The organism is Alcaligenes sp. SORT26 (assembly GCF_017377875.1).
Lineage (GTDB): Bacteria > Pseudomonadota > Gammaproteobacteria > Burkholderiales > Burkholderiaceae_B > Alcaligenes > Alcaligenes parafaecalis.
On the sequence record NZ_CP070975.1, the window covers coordinates 1,312,744 to 1,330,851 of the forward strand.

Here is an 18,108-nt window from a genome sequence, read left to right on the forward strand (position 1 = left end):
GCGTCCTCACGCATCCAGGACAACATCCTCAATAGGAATCGCCTGACAGACCAGACAAACGCCTGGGTCCTCTGGTTCACCACCATGAAGGTGACGTACCTTGCCAGAAACCAAACGCACCGCACAGCTTTCGCACTGCCCCACCCGACAACCGCTAGCCATCTGCAAACCCAGCGATTCAGCAAAGCTCAGCAGGGTCCCTTGCTGAGGCCCCCACTCCACGGCATCGCGGCCCGAGCGTAAAAAGCTGACCTTGAAACGCTGATCACCCTGCGGAGGTTCAGTAGGCGAACGAAAAATTTCGCTAAAGATGTCAAAACGGGGAACACCCCGCTCCACCAGTCCGGCGGAAACGATATCCATCATCATAGGAGGGCCACACATATACACCCGCGCACGCAATTCGATCAGCCTGTCATCGACCACACTGGCGTCGATATAACGCTGCTCCGTGAAATCGATTCCCTCCCGATCCCCTTCAAGCGGCGCGGCGTAATAGTTGAGCACCTTCAACTGGGGCAGACGGGACTGGTGATACAAGATGCGCTCACGAAATGCATGTGTGCGACTATTTTGGTTGCCGTAATACAGCCAGATTTCCGGCCCTTCCGCCCCGTTTGGCAGGGACTCCAGAAGACTGATGAAAGGCGTGATACCAATGCCACCCGCAAACAGACAAAGCGGCTGCTGAGATTGGCGCGGCAGGACCCAGCCTCCGGAGGGCGCGCGCAGCGACACCACGTCACCCAGGCGGAGTCGACGGTGCAACAGGCCAGACATGCGGCCCTCAAAGGGCACACCATCAGGCGATAGCCCCTTTTGATGGCGGACAGCGATACTGTAGCTGCGTCGATGAGGGACTTGAGCCGCAGCAGTCAGCGAATAGGCCCGCGACAAGGCGACTCCCCCTCCTCCACCCCACTGAATTTCGATATGTTGCCCTGGTCTAAAGTCCGGCAACTCCAGTGCCTCTACAGACTCAAAATGAATACCCAGAACTCCCTCCGCTTCCGGGTGCAATTTACTGACTTTGAAATCACGATAGCCCGCCCATTTACGTTGGCGCGCCTGAGTTTCAGGGTCCAGCTCCACATCACAGAGAAAAGAGCGCATGGGCACAGAACCACTGACAGGATCATGGTGGTCGGCAGAGATCAAGGTATTGAAATTGCTAGATTGAGCACCCTCAATGGGCAGGTCCGGGCGGTCCAGCTCCGGACAGCTTTGCCACCAGCCGAACTCCGCCACAATCAGGTTTTCAGCGAGTTGTGGCGTGATACGGGCAACGAATCGTGCCTTGCCTAGACGGGTGCTGATGCGTATCCAGTCTCCATCCAAAATCCCTTTCGCATTCGCCAGCACAGGGCTCAACTCAGCGACCGGGTCTGGAGCGCGTTTACGCAGCGACACCAGACTGCGGTGCTGACTATGACAATAAAAACCGTTTTTAGCCGAGCTCAACACAGAGGGAAAGCGCCCCTGCTGCGTCGCCTTAAGATCATGTGGTGTATCGGCTGGCTCAATAAAATTGGGCAGGGGCGGTTGGGAATACTTCAGCAGCCTCTCCGAGTAGAGTTCAACCCGCCGCGTCGGCGTATCAAATCCTAGCACTCCCTTTGATGTGACACGCGCATACTTTCTTTCGCTGGCATCAATAGAGCAGGCAATGCCCTGCGGCTGCTGCCGCAGTTGTTCCACCGACAGGCCCATGGGTTCCAGAATATGATTCCACCCAGCCTCCAGGCTACCCCCGAAGAAATCATCCCCCATGCCCAATCGGCAGGCCAGGTCAAAAACAACATCATTGTCGGATCGTGACTCGCCTTGAGGCGGCACCATACGCTGACGCAGTTGCACCCACCCTGCCGCCCGATCAGTAATCTCAAAACCGACCCGCAAACCCTCACGCTCCCAGGGCGTGTTGATGGGCAGCACGATGTCTGCATACTTGGCGGCAGGCGTCTCAAACAAATCGCAGTGCACATAGAACTCAAGCTGAGAAAGCGCCTGCTGCGCATGCGCCGTATCAGCCTGTGATACCAGCAAGTTCGTGCCAAACGCCAACATCCCACGTACCTTGTACGGCTTCCCCTCCAGAATGGCCCGGTACGTATCGCGTGCTGTCACCCAGCCTTGGGCGGGTGGGCCAATAGGCCGCTCATCAATCCCCAATGCCTTCATACGCTGACGATCAGCCAAGAGGGAAAGTGAATTTACTGGCTGAGTAGGCGGCCCGATACGCACTCGGTTAGCCCCTATACAGTCAAAACTCCCGGTCAGTGCATACAAACAAGCGACTGCCCGCTCTGTCTGCGTTGCATTGGAATGCTGCCCAATGCCCGTCCAGGCGTGATAGGCAATGCGGGCGCTGGACGCAAACAGTGCAGCAGCGGCATGCAAGGCCTTTTCCGGCACACCACTGATACGCTCAACCTCCTTTGGCTGATAGGCGGCACTGGCCTGAGCCAGCAGTTCAAATGCAGGATGACAAAGAAGCCCCGCGACCTTTTCGGTATCAATTGAAAAAGTACCCCGCAAGCAAAAATGCTCGCCACCTTGCTCCTGTGCACTCCGCTCGGTGTCATACGGCACCGCACACTGATGTGCGTCGCTCCACACTACATAGCGGTTCTGCCCGGCATGAGGCCAAAGATCTTGCTCTCGTAAAAAATGCCCGTTATCGCTACGGACCAATAAAGGCCCGTTAGTCCAATCACGGACAAATGCCTTATCGAAGCCCTCGTCACGTAGCATCAAGTGCATCAGGCCAAGCGCAACCGCCGCATCCGTGCCTGGGCGTACCGGCAGCCACACCTCGGCCTGACGCGCCAATGCCGTTGGCCTGGGGTCAACCACAATCATCTTGGCCCCTTTTGCCCGCCCCTTGCCAATTGCGTTGGCCTGCGCCAACCATGTATTGGTGGGGTTGTGCCCCCACAAGACCATCAGATCTGCATTGGCATAATCAGCCGGTGGCATGCCACAACCAAAGGTAAAAGCATGCGCATAGTCCTTATGCCAATTGCACACCTCGGTTGCGTAGCAAATATTGGGACTACCAAACAGGCGGACAAAACGCTCAATCCAGTCGATGCTGTCACTGAGCGAGGTTCCACTGGGTGTCGTCACAGCAAACACGACCGCCTCCGCGCCGCTCTCGGACTTGATTCGGCCTAGCTGTTGCGCCGTCTCCGAGAGCGCCTCCTCCCAACTGATACGCACCCACCCAGGATCAGCACTGCCTTTGGGCTGGGTGCGCCGCATCGGATAGTGCATGCGATGAGGGCTATGCACCATTTCAGGTGCCGACTTCCCCTTCATGCACATGGCCTCCCCGGTCGGATGCGACGGGTCGGGACGTACGGAAATCAAGCTTTCCCCACGCACCTCGTTGACCGTGCCGCAACGCGAACGACAAAGCGTGCAGTATCCCTGTTTGAATTCAGTTGGTATCACGATGAATCACACTCCCTCTGAATCAAGGCATCACAGGAGGGATGTAGGTCAAGGTACGCCCAAAGAACCAGAGCATGAACAGGACCAGCGGTGCATGCACCAGCAACTGCAAAAAGGTGAAGCCAACAATGTCGCGGGCTTTCAAGGCCAGCACTCCGAGCAGCGGCAACATCCAGAAGGGATTGATCAGGTTGGGCAGCGCCTCAGCCGCGTTATAGACCTGGACGGCCCAACCCAAATGTACCTTCAGTTCATTCGCTGCCTGCATGACGTAGGGGGCTTCAATAATCCATTTCCCACCACCCGAGGGGATGAAAAAGCCCAAAACTGCCGAATAGGCTCCCATCATCACTGCAAAAGTCTCTGTGCTGGAGATGCTGACAAACAGATGCGCGATACGGTCGGCCAGGGTCACTCCCCCGGCCCCCTTGGCGGCCGTCAACATAGCGGCAATGGCGCCGTACAAGGGGAACTGAATAATGACGCCTGCTGTAGAGGGGACTGCACGCGTCACCGCATCAAGAAAGTTGCGTGGACGCCAATGGAGCAACAAACCCAGCAAGAGGAACAAGAGGTTATAGGTGTTCAGCCCAGAGATTGCCACCAGAGGACTCTTGGCAATCAGCTCTTGTGCCAGCCAGCCAAAACCAAGAGCGCACAGAAGAATGGTCAGAATGGGGCTACGTTCAAACCATTCGCCCGGACGCCGGGTGGTGGATTCTTTATCAGCCGATTTGAATTCCGTCAGGTCCACACCCAGCTCCTGAGCCGTCACCGCCTTGGAAGCCGTTGGAGCGGACAGAAACGCAATCAGCACCGATACCGTGATCAGAATCACGGCCATGACCATGGACTGCCATAAAAAAATGGTCTGGCCGAATGGGATCACCCCGGTAATATCGAGAATGCTTTTAGGCAGACTGTCCGGATTAGCCTGCAACTGTGCGGCTGAAGAACTGAGACCCAAGGCCCACGTGCCACCCAGGCCCAGATACGCGGCGGCGCCTGCTGCGCGGTAATCCAGCCGCAAATCAGGACGACGTGCCAGGGCCCGTGCATAAAGCGCACTGAAAATTAATGACACCCCCCAATTGAACAAGGACAAAATCATGCTGATGGCCGCAACGCAAGCGATGCCCTGTCGGCCAGAACTGGGTACAGCAGCAAGGCGTTCAATAAGGCGGGCGGCCAGCGGCGAAGTCGCCACCACGTAACCACCAATCGCCACCAGAGCCATTTGCATCGTAAAAACGATCAGGCTCCAGAACCCGTCACCAAAGGCCTTGGCAACTGCTTGCGGGCTGGAGCCATTAACCATAGCCGCACATGCCACAACAACCACGGCAATCGCGGCAAACACATAAGCATCTGGAAACCAGCGCTCTGCCCAGGCCGTAAAGCGCAAACCTAGGCGACTAAGAACACCAGACTGACTGTCCGTATCGCCAGGCGCATGAGAATGAGGTGTACCCCGCCCTATCCCGGCAGGGACTTTTGATGAAGATTGCATGAGTGTCTCCGTATATTGGAACTGTTGGCGTTCCTTGTTGCACATCGACAAACGGTGTGCTGATGGGGATCCTAGCAATCGTCATACGATATTCATAATCCTTTAAATCTATGCAGTGATATAGAATAAATCTATGCAAATCACGATCAAACAACTGGAGCACTTCGTCGCTGCCGCCCAAACGGGACAGGTTTCTCGGGCTGCCCAGCGTTGTTATGTCAGCCAGCCCTCGCTCACCACTTCCTTGAAAAACCTGGAATCTTTTCTGGGGGTGCAGCTCTTTAGCAGGCATTCTGCTGGCTTGCGGCTGACCTTGCACGGCGAAGGCTTTCTGCGGCATGCCGAGCACATACTGGCGTCTTTGGAAATGGCGGTCGCGGAGACCAAGGACGCTATTTCGTCCGTAGAAGGCTCAGTGAAACTAGCCATTACGGACACAGTCTCGGAATACATGCTGCCTAAAATTATCGGTGCCATGCGCCGCCAACTCCCGCAGGTTTCCTTTGAGCCGGTTGAACGTAACCGCCTTCAAATCGAGCATGGAGTACGAGACGGCGAATTCGACCTGGCTGTCGTTCTTGTCTCCAACTTGACGCGCCGCTCAGACCTTCAGCAAGAACGACTACTGAAGTCCGAGCGCCGACTCTGGACAGCGCTGGATCATCCCTTGGCGACGCAAAGCTCTGTCTCCTTGCAGGAACTGGCTGATCAGGCATTTATCTTGCTGGATATGGATGAGCATGTGGCTACGGTCAATCGCTACTGGAGCGCAGCAAAGCTCAAGCCCAAGGTCGTTTTTCGTACGAAGTCCATTGAGGCGGTGCGCAGCCTGGTGGCCCAGAATGTCGGGGTCACTATTTTGTCAGACCTTGTTTTCAGGCCTTGGTCCCACGATGGCGGCAGGATACGCAGAACGGCCATGACCAGTGGCGTGCCCTCCATGGATTTGGGCCTGATTTATCGGCATGAGGCCCAGATGTCCAAAGCAGCCCTGGCCTGCGCCAACACCTTGCGTTTGCTGGCAAAAAGCGTTCTACGCGAATCCCATCTGATGACGGAAGGGAATGTGCAAGTACCCGGAAATTGAGCCCTAAAAGGCCCGCGCCAAACAAGCTGATCTGAATAAGCAATGCATAAAAAAACACCCCAAATGTCGGAGAAAACTCCAACTTTTGGGGTGTGATTCAGAAGGCCGGTTTTACTACCGACCCCGGCTGAAGAGCTAAAAACTTACTGGCTTTCCAGGAAGCTCTTCAACTTGTCAGCACGGCTAGGATGACGCAGCTTGCGCAAAGCCTTGGCTTCTATTTGACGAATACGCTCACGCGTTACGTCAAACTGCTTGCCTACCTCTTCCAGAGTCTGGTCGGTGCTCATCTCGATACCGAAACGCATGCGCAGCACTTTGGCTTCGCGTGGCGTCAGGGAATCCAGGACATCTTTCACCACATCGCGCATGGAACCGTGCAAAGCGGAATCCGATGGCGAAACGGTGTTGTTGTCCTCGATGAAATCGCCCAAGTGGGAATCGTCATCGTCACCGATAGGCGTTTCCATGGAGATAGGCTCTTTGGCGATCTTCAGGATCTTGCGAACCTTGTCCTCGGGCATGTCCATCTTCTGGGCCAGGGTTGCGGGATCGGGCTCGACGCCGGTTTCCTGCAGAATCTGACGATTGATACGGTTCATCTTGTTGATCGTCTCGATCATGTGAACCGGAATACGAATCGTGCGGGCCTGGTCAGCGATCGAACGCGTAATGGCCTGACGAATCCACCACGTTGCATATGTGGAGAATTTGTAGCCGCGACGGTACTCGAACTTGTCCACTGCCTTCATCAAGCCGATATTGCCTTCCTGAATCAGATCCAGGAACTGCAAGCCACGGTTGGTGTACTTCTTGGCAATGGAGATCACCAGACGCAAGTTGGCCTCGGTCATTTCGCGCTTGGCTTTACGTGCCTTGGCTTCGCCCGTGGTCATGCGTTTGTTGACTTCTTTCAGGTCCTTCAAAGGCAGCACAACGCTGGTTTGCAGGTCGATCAGTTTTTGCTGAACTTCCTGAATCGCAGGGATATGGCGTTCCAGAATGGAGCTGTACGCGTGACCAGCAGCCACTTCCTGAACTACCCATTCCAGATTGGTTTCGTTGCCTGGGAAAGCCTTGATGAAGTGTGCACGTGGCATATCAGCACGGTCCACACAGATGGTCAGGATTTCGCGCTCGTGCTGACGCACAATAGCGACCTGCTCACGCATGGTGTCGGCCAGCTTTTCCACCATTTTGGCGGTAAAGCGAATACCCATGAATTCGTTCAGGATGGTTTCTTGCGCCTGCACATAGCCCTGGCTCTTGTAACCGTCCGTCTCGAAAGACACGCGCATCTTGTCAAACCATTCGCCAATAATGTCGAATTTCTTGAGGGATTTGTTGCGCAGGTATTCGATCTGCTTGCTGCTCATGCCGCCAGCGGGACCTTCATCCTCGTCCTCAGCCGTCACACCCGAACCGGCGTATTCTTCGCCATCGTCGTCCACCAGACCGTCAACCACTTCGTCGATCTGCATGACGCCTTCGCGTACACGCTGAACGTAGGCCAGGATCTCGTTAACTGTGGTTGGGCAAGCGGCAATCGCCATCACCATGTGCTTGAGGCCGTCTTCGATACGCTTGGCGATTTCAATTTCGCCTTCGCGGGTCAGCAGCTCTACCGAACCCATTTCGCGCATGTACATACGCACGGGATCGGTTGTGCGACCAAAGTCGGAATCCACTGTGGTCAGTGCGGCTTCAGCTTCGTCCTCGACGTCGTCGTCGCTGGATGCCATGGGCGCGTTATCGCTCATGAGCAAGGTATCAGCGTCGGGAGCCTGGTCGTAGACCGAAATACCCATGTCACTGAAGGTGCCGATAATGCCATCAATGGCTTCGACATCGACCAGATCGTCAGGCAGGTGGTCATTGATTTCGCTGTAGGTCAGGTAACCCCGATCCTTGCCCAGCTTGATCAGTGCCTTGAGGCGATTGCGGCGGGCTTCCTGTTCTTCAGGGCTGAGCTGGCCACGTACACCGAACACGTCTTTTTCGGCTTTGGCACGCTTGGCACCACGCTTGGCCACCGGTTTGAGATCAGGAATGACCTCTTCTTCGCCCATTTCGTCGTCATCGACAAAGTCAATACCGTCGTTATTGGCATTTTTTGCGGGACGTCCACGGCGACCGCCGGTAGCGGCTTTAGCGGCCGTTTTCTTGGCAGCCGCTTTTTTGGCTACCGTTTTTTTCGCAGCAGCCTTTTTAGCGGCTTTCTTGGCAGGCGCTGCGCCTGGCTCTCCACTTTCGTGAAGTTCATCGAGCTCTACCGAGCTTGATGCCCCTGATTTTGCTGTCGCGGCCAAGGTTTTCTTAGCAGACCGAGAGACCGTCGTCGAGGTTTTACCAGTCGTTTGAGTCATATTTTCTTCCATAGACGCCATTTACCCCTGTGGCACTAAATATGTAGCCACCGAGTCGTACAGGCAAGAGCCTGATGATGAGCGTGTCCACAACCGGCTTGCTCCTGGGCGTGTTGCGCGAGCGAACCCTAAGTCATTTAATCCCTGGCTCATGGGCTCAAGGCATAAGGTGGTTCACAATCCGCTAACCCGCCGCATTTGCTCGCGTACCAGTTTTAACCCCCTGGCCGGCCACAAACACAACACATAACCCAATATTTTACTTCACTTGCCGAGTATAAGCAGCATTCAACAAAGCAATACGGCGTGTCAATTCTTGATAACGCTGACGCTGTTCAGGCTCTTGCAAGCCCGTAGCCACCAGTGCCGACTGCTCTGCTTTGATCGCATCCAGTTCAATGCGATGCAGCGCATCCCGCCATTCGCCTTGAGGATCGGGCAATTCTTCTTCGCCCAACAGCTCCGTAGCCAAGGCTTCCAGTACCGGGGCCAGGTCGGACTCGGGGTCCACGGCCTCCAGTAAAGCGCCTGCGTGACGCGCCGAGCTGGTATTGCTTAAGGCAATCAGCTCTTGCACTAATCGTAAGTGGGGACTTTGCGCCAAAATTTCAAGTTGTTGATCGCCAAGCCCACCCACCAAGGTGGGATGCCCGATCAGCAAGCGCAGCAAACGCTTGGCCATCGGGGTCACGGCACGGCTGCCGCCCACGACTGCGCGTTCGGTCCGCTGGCGATTATTCTTGCCTTTGCCACGAGCGGCGGCAGGCCGTTCCTGATATTGTTCGGGCTGCGAATGCCAGTCCGGTTCGTCCTGCCAGCCTTCCATTGGCAGACTGTCGGCAAACGAACCGTCAAAGCCGTCCTCAAATGGCTCCATGCCATCCGACGACGGTGCAGGCTGCACCGGCACGGGTGGCCGGGCAACCAAACCATCCTGAGCCGGAGGCGTATCGACCACAGGCCGACGCACGGGTTCAACCGTGCTCAGGCGTTGTGCCAATTCGTCCGGGGTCAGCAAGACCATGCGGGCAAATTCATGTTGAATCTGCACTTTCAAGGTGCTGTCAGCCAACTCCAAGAGCAAGGGCAGCGCTTCATGCACGCAAGCAGCACGGCCTTCTGCCTCGTCCATACGATGGCGGGCAGCCAGCTCGTCCAGGAAGAAGCGCGACAAGGCGGGCGCTTCCTGGGCTTGCTCGCGAAACGCGACCGCACCGTGTTCACGGACAAAAGAGTCAGGATCGTGATTGTCCGCCAGGAACATGAAGCGGATGGACACATCGTCACGGACTAGCGGCAAGCAGGTATTGAGCGCACGCCAGGCGGCTTTGCGCCCTGCTCCGTCACCATCAAAGCAAAACACCAGCCGGTCGCTGGCGCGCATCAATTTGGTGATGTGATATTCAGTCGTCGCGGTGCCTAAAGTCGCCACGGCATTGTGCAAGCCATGTTGCGAAAGCGCCACCACGTCCATATAACCTTCAACAATCAGGACAAAGCCTTCTTTGCGTATGCCCTGACGTCCTTCCCACAAGCCATACAGCTCGTGACCTTTGGAAAACAGCGTGGTTTCTGGTGAATTCAGGTACTTGGGCTCGCCCTTTTCGATCAGACGGCCGCCAAAGCCAATAATATGGCCCTTGCTGCTGCGGATCGGAAACATGACGCGCGAGCGGAAGCGGTCGTAGCGACGACCATCCTCGGACTCGATGACCAGGCCCGATTCAACCAGTTGCTTGTCTTCATACTGCGGAAATACAGCCGATAGTCCACGTCGCTCCGTGCCTGTCCAGCCCAAGCCGAAACGGGCAGCCGTCTCCCCATCCAGGCCGCGACGTTTTAAATAGTCGATAGCAATGGGAGATTGTTTTAGCTGACGTAGGTAATGCCCCTGGGCCGTCTCAAGAATGAGATGCTGGCGCGACAATTCGTCTTTACGACGGGCATCGGCAGCACGTTGACGTGGGGTGCGATCTGCTTCGGGCACGGTCATCCCGACGGAACCAGCCAAGCTGCGTACCGCCTCAGGGAATGAAGCCCCTGTGTGTTCCATCAGGAACGAGATTGCCGATCCGTGAGCGCCACAACCGAAGCAATGGTAAAACTGCTTGGTGGGACTGACTGTAAATGAAGGGGATTTTTCGTTGTGAAAAGGGCACAGGCCAAGCAAGTTGGCCCCGCCTTTACGCAACTGCACATATCGCCCGACGACATCTACGACGTCGACACGGGCGAGCAGTTCCTGAACAAAAGATTCAGGGATCAATACAAGCGTGGAGGCAGTTGCTGGCTGCGGATGCGTTTGTAGTGACGCTTCACGGCGGCAGCGTGCTTGCGCTTGCGCTCAGCCGTTGGCTTTTCGTAGAATTCGCGCGAACGCAGCTCGGTCAACAGACCAGTTTTTTCAATAGTGCGTTTGAAGCGGCGCAGAGCAACTTCAAAGGGTTCGTTTTCTTTCAGGCGAACAATGGACATGTAATCCCTGACCTTTGTAAAAAGAGTTAGCGTAACAGATAGCCCAATATGGTAGCACGATTGCAGGCATACACCAAGCAAGGCGCCATCAGGCTATCCACCAATTATCTGAATGCCAGCGATCAAGCCTGGCCAGTACCCTTGCGGATCCAGGCATCTAGCTGATGAGGGCGAATGCTATCGTAGTCCTCAAAAGGCTGATGAATCCAGGGATTTGTGGGCAACTTGGACACGTAGTAGTCCGGGTCGACCTGGGCGTGGCCTTTCCACCACAAAACGGCGGTTTTCAGCTCGGTGATCGCGGGAAACTGTGCACGCAAGTGATCACGCACACGCATAAAAGTCTTGCCCGTATCGACCATATCATCGACCAGCAGCACATTACCATCCAGGGTGCCACGAGTAATGGTGATGTATTGCGCAATATCCAGATCACCCTGTTCGGTACCGGCGGCTTCTCGATAGCTGCTGGTGGCCAAAATGCCCAGGGGAACATCATAGATACGCGAAATAACGTCTCCCACTCTCATGCCGCCTCGTGCCAGGCAAACAATTTTGTCGAATTTCCAACCTGACTCGTGAATGCTCAGGGCCAATGTTTCAATCAGGCGATTGTATTGTTCCCAGGAAACCCATTCATCAGTATCGCTATTTGGGGGCAGACTCATATGTATTCCAGATATAAATGCAATAGCTGCGCCTTTCATACCCGCAAAACAAGAGTCTGGTAGGCCGCGCAGCATCCAGAACGACAAAGCGGCCCTTCAGGCCGCTCTGTACGCACCGCACAACGGTGCAAGGCATTATACCGCGAGAAATCGCTTATTTGGTAAACGGATCGCGCAATACGATGGTTTCGTTGCGATCTGGCCCCGTAGAAACCATGTCGATAGGTACATCGCACAGTTCAGCAATACGTTCCAGGTAACGACGGGCATTGATAGGCAGCTTGTCGTAGTCGGTCACGCCCACGGTGGACTCGGTCCAGCCGGGCATTTCTTCCAGAACAGGTTCGGCCTCAGCAACCGCGTGCGCGCCGTAGGGCAGCACGTCCAGGAACTCGCCCTTGTAGCGGTAACCCACACCAATCTTGATCTGCTCAACGCCGTCCAGCACGTCCAGCTTGGTAATGCACAGACCGGAGATACCGTTGATCATCACCGAGCGTTTCATGGCAGCCGCGTCAAACCAGCCACAACGACGTGGGCGACCCGTTACCGAACCGAATTCCTTGCCGACGGTAGCCAAACGCATACCGGTGTCGTCCAGCAACTCGGTAGGGAATGGACCCGAGCCAACACGAGTGGTGTAGGACTTGGCGATACCCAGCACGTAGCTCAGTTCCTGAGGACCAACACCCGAACCTGCGGAGGCAGCACCGGACAGGCAATTGCTGCTGGTGACGAAGGGGTACGTACCGTGGTCAATATCCAACAACGCACCTTGAGCACCTTCAAACAAGAGCTTCTGCCCTGCTTTCTTGGCTTGGTACAGATTATTGGAGACGTCAGCCACCATAGGAGCAAGCTGTTCAGCATGCTTCATGGCCAGTTCACGAACCTGCTCGGCGGAGACCGCTTCGGCGCCCAAGTACTGGGTCAGCACGAAGTTGTGGTAATCCAGCGCTTCAGACAGTTTTTCGTCGAAGATTTCGGGATCGTACAAGTCCTGAACACGCAGAGCACGGCGTGCCACTTTGTCTTCGTAGGCTGGGCCGATACCGCGGCCGGTCGTACCAATCTTGCCGTCGCCTTTACGCTTTTCACGAGCCTGGTCCACAGCGATGTGGTAGGGCAAAATCAGCGGGCAAGCAGGCGAGATCTGCAGGCGCGAACGCACGTCCAGACCAGCGGCTTCCAGCTCGGCGATTTCGGTCAACAGGGCTTCGGGCGAGAGCACCACGCCATTGCCAATGTAGCAAGTCACGTGCTCGTGCATGATGCCCGAAGGAATCAGGCGCAGAATCGTCTTCTTGCCATTAATCCACAATGTATGGCCAGCGTTATGCCCACCCTGGAAACGAACCACGCCATGCGCGGACTCGGCCAGCCAGTCGACGATCTTGCCTTTGCCTTCGTCACCCCACTGGGTGCCAATCACCACAAGGTTTTTGCTCATGTCTAGTATCAGAATAAAGGAGGCCGGCACAGTGCCGGACCAATAACAATCACCAACGCCGCAAGCTCTCTGGCTTACAGCGCCCTAACTTGCCACTGATCGTCCAACGAGACCAGCTCGCGGTCGATCACGAATTCATCCAGATTCAGCTCTTGTCCGGGCAGCATCTGGACCACAATTTCACCGCTTTGACGCAACTGCTTCACCGCTGCGATCAGGTCTGCATCGCTGCCCCAGGGAGCACGCACGGCACGCGCGGCTTGCGCCGGAGGCAGGCCAGCGGACAGCTTGCGCAAATCCAGACTGAAGCCGGTAGCAGGACGAGCACGGCCATACATACGGCCAATACCGTCAAAGCGTCCACCCTTCACCAGAGCGTCGTGCCAGCCCTCGGCGTACACCGAGAAAATCAGGCCCGAATGATAGGCGTAACCACTGCCGATGTCGGCCAGGTCCACCGTGATTTCATGGCCGGGCAAGGCATCAATAAAACGACGCAGACTGCCCAGGGCTTCACGCACCTCCGGCTCATCGGGCAGAACCGTGCGAGCACGCTCCAGCACGCTGCCATCGCCGTACAGCGAGGTCAAAGCCAGCAGATAACGGGTGGTTTCAGGCAGACAGCCCGACTCACGCCCCAGGGCGCGCAGGCCCGACACATCCTTGGCGTTCAGAAGCTCACACACCTCTGCCACGCGGGTTTTCAAAATAGGATCGCGCTCGATCAGGAAGCGCCCCAGATCAGGGTAGTTCAAGTCCAGGCGAGGATGATGCACCCCTGCTCGACCCACGCTTTCCAGAGCCAGTTGCACCACCTCCAGATCGGATTCAATACCGGCATGGCCAAAAATTTCAGCGCCGATCTGCAGCAACTCACGATCCGACAGCAAACCAGCCGGACGGGCATGCAGGACCGAACCACAGTAGCAAAGCCGAGTTACGCCTTCGCGGTTAAGCAAGTGAGCGTCGATACGGGCTACCTGAGGGGTCATATCGGCGCGTACGCCCATGGTACGACCCGAGATTTGATCGACAACTTTGCTGGTACGCAGATTCAGATCTGTGCCAGAAACCGCTTGCAGGGATTCCAGATACTCCACCAGAGGTGGAGCTACCAGCTCGAACCCGTAAGTACGATACAAGTCTAGCAAATCACGGCGCAACTCTTCGATGCGGCGCGCCTCTGCAGGCAAGATATCAGCCAGGCTCTCTGGCAACAACCAATTGGACATACTCGTGCCTCGGACTACTTATAAACGAAAGTTCCAGCCAAATAAAAAGCGACTTGGGGCTTGTAAGCCGCCCAAGTCGCATGCGAAGTGGTGTTAGTAACTTACACGCTAGTATAAACGATCAGGGCCGCGGGTGGAACACCCGCGGCCCTAAGTTCTCTAGCGTAGATCAGTTAGCAGCCGGTGCTGCCGGTGATCCTTGCTTGCCCCAGTACTTGAAGAAATCAGAGTCGGGGCTGATGACCAAGGTATCGGTCTGCTGACTGAAAGCACTGCGGTAGGCTTCCAGACTGCGGTAGAAACGGTAGAACTCGGGGTTCTTGCTGTAGCTGTCGGAGTAGATGGCAGCAGCTTCACCGTCACCCTGACCACGGATGGCCTGGGCTTGGGCGTAGGCGTCGGCCAGCAGCTCTTCACGCTGACGTTCCGCTTCAGCACGAATACGCTCACTTTCAGCGGCACCGGTTGCACGCAAACGGTTGGCTTCTTGTGTACGCTCGGCTTCCATACGACGGTAAACCGATTCCGAAATCTCCGGAGCGAAGTCAATACGACGCAAACGTACGTCGATCACTTCTACCCCCAGAGGGCGGGCACGAGCCTCAACAGCAGTCAGCACTTCGCGCATGATGGCATCACGCTCGGTAGAGACCACTTCTTTCACGGTACGTACGTTCACCGAGGCGTTCAGAGCGTCACGAATCTGGGCTTGCAAACGCTCGACAGCACCACGGTCGGTTGCGCCGAACGTCACGTAAAACAAGCGTGGATCGGAAATACGCCATTTGACGTAAGAATCGATCAGCAAGTTTTTCTTTTCAGCCGTCTGAATACGCTCGGGGTCCTTGGTTTCAATCGTCTGCAGACGCTTGTCCAGGAACACCACGTTTTCAAACGGTGGCGGCAGCTTGAAGTACAAACCGGGGGTCGTGATCGTACCGCGCACTTCACCCAGAGCAAAAACCAGCGCCGCATCGCGCTCACGCACGATAAATACGGAAGACAGCAGCAGACCGACAATTACCGCCAGGGCCACCAGAGCAGGAAATAAACGTTGCATCAAGCTCTCCTAGCGTGCGTATGGGGAATAAGGACTGACCAAAGAGCCAAGCGAGGTATCCAGATTGGCTGGATTAGCTGGCGCTGGTGCTTTAGGTGCCACAGCCGGAGCTGGACGGCTGACCTGTCCTTGCGAAGCGGCCGAGGCGACAGGAGCAGAAGGCTCCATATCGGTACGGCTACCCACCTGACGCACGATCTTGTCCAAAGGCAGATAGATCATGTTGTTATCGCTACGGGTATCAACCAGTACCTTGCTGGTGCGCTCCAGGATTTCCTGAATCGTGGACAGGTACAGACGATCCCGAGTCACACCCGGTGCCTTCACGTATTCGGCTTCAACACTGCCAAAACGTGCGGTATCACCCTTGGCGTCACCCACCACACGAGCCTTGTAACCCTCAGACTCCTGCATCATGCGAGCCACTTGACCAGCGGCTTCAGGCAAGACCTTGTTAGCGTAAGCCTGACCTTCGTTGATCTGACGCTCGCGGTCCTGACCCGCTTTGACGGCATCGTCAAAAGCAGCCTGAACCTGCTCGGGCGGCTGCACGTTCTGAATAGCAACCGTGCTGATCTGAATACCGGTACGGTAGCGGTCCAGAATGGACTGGGCCAATTGCTGTACATCGACCGCAATCTGGGTACGACCGGAGTACAGCACAGAGTCCATAGGCTGTTTGCCCACGACTTCACGCATGGCGGTTTCAGCCGCCTGACGTACCGACTCGTCTGGATTATTGGTGTTGAACAGGTAATCCGGTGCGCCTGTAGGCAGCAAACGGTACTGAACCACATACTGCATATCGACGATGTTCTCGTCGGTCGTCAGCATCAGGGATTCAGGCAAGACTTTGTTGCGCGCACTTCCGCGATAGCCCACCTCGAAGGTACGCAATTGGGAAATATTGACGGTCTGGTGATCCTCGATCGGAGCAGGCCAGCGCCATTGCAGACCGGGATTCAAGGTCTTCGTGTATTCACCAAAGCGGGTGACCACGGCAACCTGACCTTCCTGCACGATGGTAAAGCCACTGGCCATCCACAGACCCACGGCCACCACACCGCCGATAATCAGCAGTTTGGGCGAGCCCTTGGGAATGGACGGGCCATTGCTGCCACCGGGAGGCATGCCACCGGGAGGGGAGCGACGTCCCTTTTTGCCGAATAAAGATCCCAAGCGACTATTGAAGTCACGCCATACCTCGTCGAGGTCAGGCGGGCCATCTTGTTTCTCGGGGCGGCGAGGTGGCTCGGAACCGTTTTTGCCACTGTCTCGTCCCCAACCGGGATCATTGAGATTGAATATTTTATTGTTCAGACGCATTGTTTTCCGCGAAATGACCTGATTCGACGATTGCTGTACGCAACCCATCCAATCCGATGCGCTCTAAAGCGCTAACAAAGACTCGGGCAATAGTACCATGTTCGTCCCGCTCTACCCGTGGCTCGTAGCCTGCCTGGTCAATTTTGTTATAGACCAGAATCCGAGGTATTTCATGGGCCCCGATGTCCTCCAGAACCTTATGAACTTCAGCGATTTGCTCATCGCGCTGAGGGTTGGCGGCATCGACCACATGCAGCAATAAATCTGCATGGACGGTCTCTTCCAAAGTAGCGCGGAAGGCAGCAATCAAGGTCGGTGGAAGTTCACGAATAAAACCCACCGTATCCGAGATCACGACCTGCCCTGCCCCTTCAATCCAGATACGACGCGTGGTCGTATCCAAGGTAGCAAATAACTGGTCTGCCGCGTAAGCGTCAGCACGAGTCAGGGCATTGAACAGCGTGGACTTGCCCGTGTTGGTATAGCCCACCAGCGACACCGACAAGGTGCCACTGCGAGTGCGCGCCCGACGCTGGGTGCTGCGCTGACGCTGCACCTTGGCCAGACGTTCGCGCAGGGTACGGACTTTATCGCCAATCATGCGGCGGTCCATTTCCAACTGCGATTCACCCGGACCACGCATCCCGATACCGCCTTTTTGACGTTCCAGGTGAGTCCACATACGGGTCAGCCGGGAAGTCAGATGCTGCAACTGAGCCAGTTCGACCTGCAATTTACCTTCGTGACTTTGTGCACGCAAGGCAAAAATATCCAGAATCAGGGCGACGCGATCCACCACACGCAATTCCAGCTTGCGCTCCAGATTACGCTGCTGAGCAGGGCTTAAGGCATGGTCAAACAGCACCACTTCCGCCCCTGTAGCCTTGGCCAGCGCAACGGCCTCTTCCAGCTTGCCCGTACCGATATAGTAGGCAGAGTCCGGACGGGAACGACGCACCACCAGCAGCTCAACAATCTGGGCACCAGCACCTTCAGCCAGCATGACGAACTCTTCGGCATGAGCCTTGTAGTCCAGCTCGCCCATATCCACACTAATAACCAGTGCCTTCAACGCTTGCTCCAGAAACAAAGACCCGCCCGCGAGTACCGCGAGACGGGTCTTTCAGAGTACAAAGAACTGGGTGAGGATTTATTCAGCCTGCTCATCCGCAGCCAAAGTAACAGGGCGTGCAGGAACGACGGTAGAGATCGCGTGCTTATACACCATTTGAGTGACTGTATTGCGCAGCAGTACGACGTACTGATCGAAGGACTCGATCTGACCTTGCAGCTTGATGCCGTTGACCAGGTAGATCGACACAGGGATATGCTCCTTGCGTAGCGCGTTCAAAAACGGGTCTTGTAGAATTTGCCCTTTATTGCTCATTGGTGAGGCTCCGGTTATGTTGTTTTTCCAGAAATGGAAGCGAATCCCACTACTTTACCGGGTTTTCCCTGAATCCGCACGTTCCAAACTG

13 protein-coding genes are annotated in these 18,108 nt (G+C 55.9%); 1 reads left to right on the forward strand and 12 read right to left on the reverse strand.

Annotation, left to right across the window (positions count from 1 at the left end):
* Nucleotides 1–6 precede the first annotated feature (6 nt).
* Nucleotides 7–3,453 carry a molybdopterin-dependent oxidoreductase gene (locus JYG33_RS06130; RefSeq protein WP_207875754.1) on the reverse strand — a complete coding sequence of 1,149 codons (3,447 nt, stop codon included), beginning with the start codon at nucleotides 3,451–3,453 and terminating at the stop codon, nucleotides 7–9.
* 25 nt (nucleotides 3,454–3,478) lie between these two features.
* On the reverse strand, nucleotides 3,479–4,966 hold the full coding sequence (locus JYG33_RS06135; protein WP_207875121.1) for a TIGR00366 family protein: 1,488 nt from the start codon (nucleotides 4,964–4,966) through the stop codon (nucleotides 3,479–3,481).
* 133 nt (nucleotides 4,967–5,099) lie between these two features.
* Between JYG33_RS06135 and JYG33_RS06140 the strand changes: the two genes are divergently transcribed.
* Entirely contained in the window at nucleotides 5,100–6,053 is a 954-nt protein-coding gene (locus JYG33_RS06140; protein WP_207875122.1) for a LysR family transcriptional regulator, read from the forward strand.
* A 143-nt stretch (nucleotides 6,054–6,196) separates the two neighbouring features.
* On the opposite strand, the gene rpoD is transcribed toward JYG33_RS06140, so the two are convergent.
* From rpoD to hfq, 10 genes are all read right to left on the reverse strand, one after another.
* Complete coding sequence (gene rpoD / locus JYG33_RS06145) at nucleotides 6,197–8,419, reverse strand: RNA polymerase sigma factor RpoD (protein ID WP_207875123.1); 2,223 nt, start codon at nucleotides 8,417–8,419, stop codon at nucleotides 6,197–6,199.
* A gap of 259 nt (nucleotides 8,420–8,678) precedes the next feature.
* Nucleotides 8,679–10,685 (reverse strand): DNA primase, encoded by a 2,007-nt coding sequence (gene dnaG / locus JYG33_RS06150; RefSeq protein WP_207875124.1) that lies wholly within the window; start codon nucleotides 10,683–10,685, stop codon nucleotides 8,679–8,681.
* Nucleotides 10,682–10,894 carry a 30S ribosomal protein S21 gene (gene rpsU, locus JYG33_RS06155; RefSeq protein WP_003799344.1) on the reverse strand — a complete coding sequence of 71 codons (213 nt, stop codon included), beginning with the start codon at nucleotides 10,892–10,894 and terminating at the stop codon, nucleotides 10,682–10,684. The genes dnaG and rpsU overlap by 4 nt, the downstream gene beginning before the upstream one ends.
* A 122-nt stretch (nucleotides 10,895–11,016) precedes the next feature.
* A complete protein-coding gene (locus JYG33_RS06160) occupies nucleotides 11,017–11,562 on the reverse strand; it encodes a phosphoribosyltransferase (RefSeq protein WP_189390842.1) in 546 nt (181 codons plus the stop codon).
* A 154-nt stretch (nucleotides 11,563–11,716) separates the two neighbouring features.
* On the reverse strand, nucleotides 11,717–13,012 hold the full coding sequence (locus tag JYG33_RS06165) for an adenylosuccinate synthase (RefSeq protein ID WP_207875125.1): 1,296 nt from the start codon (nucleotides 13,010–13,012) through the stop codon (nucleotides 11,717–11,719).
* A gap of 74 nt (nucleotides 13,013–13,086) precedes the next feature.
* A complete protein-coding gene (locus JYG33_RS06170; RefSeq protein WP_207875126.1) occupies nucleotides 13,087–14,244 on the reverse strand; it encodes an ATP phosphoribosyltransferase regulatory subunit in 1,158 nt (385 codons plus the stop codon).
* A 169-nt stretch (nucleotides 14,245–14,413) separates the two neighbouring features.
* On the reverse strand, nucleotides 14,414–15,304 hold the full coding sequence (gene hflC / locus JYG33_RS06175) for a protease modulator HflC (RefSeq protein ID WP_207875127.1): 891 nt from the start codon (nucleotides 15,302–15,304) through the stop codon (nucleotides 14,414–14,416).
* Between the two features lie 9 nt (nucleotides 15,305–15,313).
* Complete coding sequence (gene hflK / locus JYG33_RS06180) at nucleotides 15,314–16,630, reverse strand: FtsH protease activity modulator HflK (RefSeq protein WP_207875128.1); 1,317 nt, start codon at nucleotides 16,628–16,630, stop codon at nucleotides 15,314–15,316.
* Nucleotides 16,614–17,702, reverse strand: a complete 1,089-nt coding sequence (hflX, locus tag JYG33_RS06185) for a GTPase HflX (RefSeq protein ID WP_207875129.1) — start codon at nucleotides 17,700–17,702, stop codon at nucleotides 16,614–16,616. The genes hflK and hflX overlap by 17 nt, the downstream gene beginning before the upstream one ends.
* A gap of 78 nt (nucleotides 17,703–17,780) precedes the next feature.
* Nucleotides 17,781–18,017 carry an RNA chaperone Hfq gene (gene hfq, locus JYG33_RS06190; RefSeq protein ID WP_003799329.1) on the reverse strand — a complete coding sequence of 79 codons (237 nt, stop codon included), beginning with the start codon at nucleotides 18,015–18,017 and terminating at the stop codon, nucleotides 17,781–17,783.
* Between the last annotated feature and the right edge of the window lie 91 nt (nucleotides 18,018–18,108).